Raw genomic sequence first — 904 nt, forward strand, 5'->3', positions numbered from 1 at the left:
ATAAGGGAGGAAAATTACAATGGCAAAAGCAAAATATGAAAGAAGTAAACCACACGTTAATATTGGAACAATAGGTCACGTAGACCACGGTAAGACAACATTAACAGCAGCAATCACAACAGTATTATCTAAAAAGGGATTTGCAGAAGCATTCGACTATGCATCAATAGATAAAGCACCAGAAGAAAAAGAAAGAGGAATCACAATCAACACAGCACACGTTGAGTATCAAACAGAAACAAGACATTATGCTCACGTTGACTGTCCAGGGCATGCTGACTATGTTAAGAACATGATCACAGGAGCAGCACAAATGGATGGAGCTATCTTAGTTGTATCAGCAGCAGATGGTCCAATGCCACAAACAAGAGAACATATCCTATTAGGATCAAGAGTAGGTATCGAATATATCGTAGTATTCTTAAATAAAGCAGATATGGTAGACGATCCAGAATTATTAGAATTAGTAGAAATGGAAGTAAGAGAATTATTAAGTGAATATGACTTCCCAGGAGATGATATTCCAGTAATAACAGGATCAGCATTAAAAGCATTAGAAAACCCAACAGATGAAGAAGCTTCAAAATGTATCTTAGACTTAATGGATGCAGTAGATAGCTATATTCCAACTCCAGAAAGAGCAACAGATAAGCCATTCTTAATGCCAGTAGAAGATGTATTCACAATCACTGGTAGAGGAACAGTTGCAACAGGAAGAGTTGAAGCTGGTGTACTTCACGTAGGAGACGAAGTAGAAATCGTTGGATTAAGTGAAGAAAAGAAGAAAGTAGTAGTAACAGGAATCGAAATGTTCAGAAAGTTATTAGACGAAGCGCAAGCTGGAGATAATATCGGAGCATTATTAAGAGGTGTGCAAAGAACTGATATCGAAAGAGGTCAAGTA

The 904-nt window shown here is 37.3% G+C and carries 1 protein-coding gene; it reads left to right on the forward strand.

All coding sequences use genetic code 11. From position 1 onward, the window contains the following. Positions 1-19: 19 nt before the first annotated feature. Positions 20-904 (forward strand): elongation factor Tu (gene tuf / locus GXK56_RS27505; protein ID WP_160693490.1); only part of this gene is annotated, 885 nt, incomplete at its 3' end.

This window comes from Clostridium sp. C2-6-12, from assembly GCF_009928485.1.
Classification (GTDB): Bacteria; Bacillota; Clostridia; order Clostridiales; family Clostridiaceae; genus Clostridium.